The following is a 4,833-nucleotide window of genomic DNA, read 5'->3' as shown; positions in this document are numbered from 1 at the left end:
CTGCATCCACTTTACCGAAATAGTCCTCCAGCAATTCCTGTTCTATTTTCGGTGTGAAAAACATTTCGCCAAACCACAGCGCCAGTTCATAACAGCGATCGTTATTTGATGCATATTCAAAATCGACCAGGCGAATATCGTTCTGCGCATTGAGCATGAAGTTACCCGCCAGCGTGTCATTCATGCACGGCACCAAATCTAATCCCGCCGCTTCTAACGCCTGCTGCGCGCGCTGTGCCTGTTTGTGCAACCAGGCAGCATCAGCAGAGAGCGCGACATTGAGTGCACTGACCTGCTCAATATGCTCATTAAGCATGTCGAATACGGTTTTGTTCTGCCTGAGCAACGGCTGATCGTTGAAACTTTTCAAGCCCTGCAACGCACGATGACGAATCGCGGATTGCTGGAAATCGAGGTTTGACGAGGCGCGCCAGCCATCGATGAACTCAAACACTTCCACGCCAAGATCGCGCAGATAGGCCACCACCGGCACGCCATAGCCGGTTTGCGCGGCTTTCAGGCTCGCTTCATGTGCGGTGTCACGATTAATAAAGCGCTCGGTGCCTTCGCCGGGAATTTTGACGAAATAAGCACAAGGCGCGCCCTCGACTGCCACGTGCCAGTTGGCGTTGGAAATACCGCCGCTTACCGGACGATACTGCACCGCCCTGCCCTGCCATTCCGGCATCGCCGTAATGGCTTGTTCCACCCGCTGTTCCTGCCAGCTTTGCGCTTCACCCAGAGATTTGCTCATTTTGCCTGCTCCGCTGTCAGGTTTAACCAACGTTCAAAACGGGGATCGCTCAGGCTCTGACGGCAGCGCAACAGCATCCACTGGCCGAGCTTGGCAAACTCCAGACCGCGCGTGCTGGTGACACCGTTCAGCATGCCCCATAGCGTCCAGTGATAATCATCCACCAGCGCATATAAGCGACAACGCGCTACATCAGCCTCGCTGCTGTCACCACGCCACGCACGAATCGCATCACGCCAGCGATCGTCAGTAGGCAGTTGTTCGTGGATAAGCGTCGCGATATCGTGCCAGGCATCCCCGCGCGCGGCATAGTCAAAGTCCAGCAAGCGCCATTCACCCTGAGGGTTGACCATCCAGTTGCTGGCGATGTTATCGCCGTGGATCAAAACGGGTGTATAGTACACGGCGTTGAGTGCTTCCCACGCCAAATCGACACATTCCCCCATCCATTGCAGCTCATCTGGCTGTTGCACACCCTGTGTTTCCAGTTGAAGACGTAGCCGCAACATATCCTGCTGGCGGCTGTGTAAGGGAAGCGGCAATCCTGAGTGATGTAATTTATCCAGCGTACGCGTCAGGCTGGCAAAGTGATGCGGATCGCGTAACGCATCCAGTCGCGCCCAGCGGAAGCTGTCATCCAGCGCCGCGAAGATCAGAACGCCATTGCGCGGATCGGCGTGGCATAGCGCCGGTGCGATGCCCAACTCGCCCGCCTAGCAGCTAATTTCAGAGCTGCGCTGGAAATCAATCAACGCTTTCTGATCATCGAACAGCACCTTGGCATAATAGCCTTGCCCCGCTGACTGCAGGCGAAATCCGGCCCATTCCGTCGCTAAACGATGCGGTGACGCCACACCTGCCGTGCCTGGCTGAATATCAAAGGATTGCGCGGGTTGCCAACTCGCCAGCGCTTGCTGTAAACGCATCAACATAAGGCGTCCTCCCCTTTCAGGCAGAGCTCAGTGAGCATCGCCATCAACATGTCGAGACCGCGATGCAAGTCGGCGGTGGCGGTGTATTCACGTTCATTGTGCGAAAGGCCGTCTACGCTGGGCACAAACAGCAATGCACTCGGGCAGTGATAGCTCATGCTTATCGCATCGTGACCTGCTACTGAACGCATCGGCATCGCTTTCAGCCCCAATTTTTCCGCCTGCGCTAAAGCCAGATCACTCAATGCCGAATGTAACTGCTGTCGTGGACGATACTGTGCACGGTCGAGACTGACATCGGTGGCCGTGTTCTGCGCAATCGATTGCATCTGCTGGCCGAAGCTGTCGCGCAACTGGCGCAATAGCGCTTCATCAGCAGAACGAAACTCAATAAATAACGTGGCTTCAGAAGTCACTACGTTCGGCGAATTAGGCACGGTTTCCAGACGGCCCACCGAGGTATGCAGTGCTTCGCCATAGCGTTCAGCCTCTGCACGTACCGCCACAATGGTGTGCGCGGCTGCCAGCAGCGCATCCCGCCGGCGATCCATCAATGCCGGGCCGGTATGGTTTTGCTCTCCGCGAAACGTCACCTGCCATTTCAGTGCCGCCCAGGTTTCCGTCACTACGCCTATCTGTTTCTGCTGCAATTCAAGATGTGGACCCTGCTCAACGTGCAGTTCGCAGTAGGCCGCCACCGTCAGATCGGGTAACGCCGTTCCGCGATAACCAATATTTTGCAAAGCTGTTTGCAACGAGATACCTTCGCCATCACAACACGCCAGAGCCTGCTCCAGCGAGAGTGCGCCTGTGAACACTGAACTGCCGGTCAGGCTGGGTTGAAAGCGCGCACCCTCTTCATTGGTCCAGTTCACCACCGCCAGATTACGTTGCGCGGTTTGCGAATGGTCGCGCAGCTGGCGAGCCAATGTTGCCATGGTCACTGCAGCGCCGGTGACGCCGTAGGCACCGTCGAAACGTCCACCCAGCGGTTGGCTGTCCAGGTGCGAACCGCACAGCACCCATGGCGCGCCTTCGCAAAGCGTCATCAAGCCAAAGATGTTGCCAATTTCATCCACGTGAACGTGAAAACCCTGTTGCGTCAGCCAGGTACAAAAGGCATCGCGCATTTGCTTATCCGCAGCAGATGCCGTCAGGCGATGTAAACCGCCTGCTGGCGTTGCACCAATGCTGCTGCTGAGGGCGAACAGCGCATCAAACGCCTGATAATCTTGCGGTGTCATCCTCGGCATTGCCGGGATGGAGGATGTTGACATGGGCACTCTCCAGACTCGCTACAAAAGCTGCCGCGGGTCGCGCATTGGTCACTAAGGTGTCAACCGCGCTAAACGGCAGCGTGTTCACAAAGGTTCGCAGTCCAAATTTGCCTTCATCTGCCAGAATCACACTCTGGCGACAGTGCGTGCTCAGCACGCGCCTTAATAACGCCTCAGGCTCTTCGTAATCCATAAAACCGTTGTCCCGATCCACTGCACCAATGCCCATAAAGGCAATGTCGTAGTGGAATTGACGCGCGAACTCCAGCGTATGGGGGCCAATCAGTGCGTTATCATTTCGCCGAACGCGCCCTGGTGTTAGCGTGACAGCGTTGTCGCTTTGCTGCGTGAGCAGCGCGGCGATATCCATTGAGTTCGTGATAACCTTCAAACGCGAGAAGCGGGTCAACTGCTGCGCCAGTGCCAGCGTTGAAGTGCCGGTATCCAGAAACAGCGCCATCCCCTCTTCCACTAATTCGCTTGCCAGCTGACCAATACGCGCTTTAGCACGCGGCTTGATACGGCTGCGTATCTGTAACGGCTGCTCTTCGCTGGGCACCGGTAAAATGGCACCGCCGTGCACGCGTCGTAATACGCTCTGCTCTTCCAGATATTTAAGATCGCGGCGAATCGTCTCTTCTGACACCACGAATTTCTGCGCCAGTTCCGTGACGCGCACCCGTTTGTCGTGGTGTAAAATCCGTTTTATCTCATCCAGACGTGGCTGATTAATCATGCTTACCTTCTGTTTTTAGAGGCCAAAACCGCAGTATACCTATCGGGCGGTCTCAAGGCCGCGCCTTACAGAGAAGGTTGATGTTGATCCCACGGCATCAGGGCTTCGAGCGCCGCGCAGAACTGCAATACGTCGCCTTCCGCATAACGTCGGCCGATCACCTGCAAACCCACCGGTAAACCTTGCGCGGTAAAACCACAGGGAATCGTCGCCGCCGGATTACCACTCAAATTGAATGGCCAGGTGAAAGGTGTCCAGCGCGCCCACTCTACTCCGCTGTCGCCCGGCGACTGATTTTCCGGCACATGGCGATCGGCCGAGAACGGCAGCACTGGCAGCGTAGGCGTGATCAGTAAATCCACGCTGTCAAACAAGGCGTGCACTTGTCCGGCAAACGCCGCTCGTTGTTTTTGCGCCGCCAGGTAGTCGGCCAGATTCAGGCGCTGCGCGCGTTCAATCAGCGCGGCAAAGCCCGGATCGAGCTGGTCGAGCTGCTGCTGCAGTGCGGCACCATACGCCACACCGCGCCCGCCGCTCCATAAAGTGTCAAATGTCTCAAACGGTGATGACCAATCCAGCGGGCGTGCCGTGAGCGTCACCGGTAACGTATGGGCAATCTGCTCCACCGCCTGTTCGACGCAACGCGCAATCTGCTCGTCGACCGGTGTGTTAAACAGCGTGGGACTGTAATGCACACGCAGCGCGGGCAATGGCTGGTCGCAGCGTGCCAGCCAGGATTCATTTTTCGCTGGTAGCGCCTGATGGTCGCGCGCATCCGGTCCAGAAAGCAGATCAAACAGCAGTGCGCTATCACGAACCGTGCGCGTCATCGGCCCGGCATGACTGAGCATTTCAGTGGCAGACCACGGCCAGGTTGGGATGCGTCCCAGCGAGGCTTTAAGGGCGAAAATGCCACAAAAAGCACCGGGGATACGCACCGATCCGCCACCATCGGAGCCCAGCGCGGCAGGCACCATGCGCGCCGCCACGCTGATTGCCGATCCCGAACTGGAACCGCCGCTGGTTAACGCCGGATCCCACGGATTGCGCCCATGACCAAATACCCGTGAATAGCTGGATCCGGTCCAGCCAAACTCGGTGGTCGCGGTTTTGCCGACAATGATCGCGCCCGCC

6 protein-coding genes are annotated in these 4,833 nt (G+C 57.1%); all 6 read right to left on the bottom strand.

What is annotated here, in order from left to right; all coding sequences use genetic code 11:
- Positions 1-754, bottom strand: a 754-nt coding sequence (locus tag RT340_RS21895) for a choline/ethanolamine kinase family protein (protein ID WP_313377753.1), incomplete at its 3' end; no start/stop codon positions are given.
- Positions 751-1,458, bottom strand: coding sequence for a phosphotransferase family protein (locus tag RT340_RS21890; protein WP_313377752.1), 708 nt, complete (start codon positions 1,456-1,458; stop codon positions 751-753). The genes RT340_RS21890 and RT340_RS21895, both read right to left, overlap by 4 nt.
- Positions 1,459-1,467: 9 nt before the next feature.
- Positions 1,468-1,686, bottom strand: coding sequence for a hypothetical protein (locus tag RT340_RS21885; protein WP_313377750.1), 219 nt, complete (start codon positions 1,684-1,686; stop codon positions 1,468-1,470).
- The gene (locus tag RT340_RS21880; RefSeq protein ID WP_211728733.1) at positions 1,680-2,963 is read right to left on the bottom strand and encodes a Zn-dependent hydrolase; all 1,284 of its coding nucleotides are present in this window, start codon (positions 2,961-2,963) and stop codon (positions 1,680-1,682) included. Before RT340_RS21880 ends, RT340_RS21885 begins: the two co-directional genes overlap by 7 nt.
- Complete coding sequence (locus RT340_RS21875; RefSeq protein WP_097117623.1) at positions 2,902-3,699, bottom strand: DeoR/GlpR family DNA-binding transcription regulator; 798 nt, start codon at positions 3,697-3,699, stop codon at positions 2,902-2,904. Before RT340_RS21875 ends, RT340_RS21880 begins: the two co-directional genes overlap by 62 nt.
- Before the next feature lie 65 nt (positions 3,700-3,764).
- Positions 3,765-4,833 (bottom strand): amidase family protein (locus RT340_RS21870; RefSeq protein WP_313377749.1); only part of this gene is annotated, 1,069 nt, incomplete at its 5' end.

It is taken from the genome of Pantoea sp. CTOTU50773 (genome assembly GCF_032082325.1).
Classification (GTDB): Bacteria; Pseudomonadota; Gammaproteobacteria; order Enterobacterales; family Enterobacteriaceae; genus Pantoea; species Pantoea communis.
This window is presented reverse-complemented; position numbering and strand designations above follow the sequence as displayed.

Coding starts and splice junctions, on each gene's coding strand:
- RT340_RS21885 (WP_313377750.1), bottom strand. CDS start 1,686: ATGTTGATGCGTTTACAGCAAGCGCTGGCGAGTTGGCAACCCGCGCAA.
- RT340_RS21880 (WP_211728733.1), bottom strand. CDS start 2,963: ATGTCAACATCCTCCATCCCGGCAATGCCGAGGATGACACCGCAAGAT.
- RT340_RS21875 (WP_097117623.1), bottom strand. CDS start 3,699: ATGATTAATCAGCCACGTCTGGATGAGATAAAACGGATTTTACACCAC.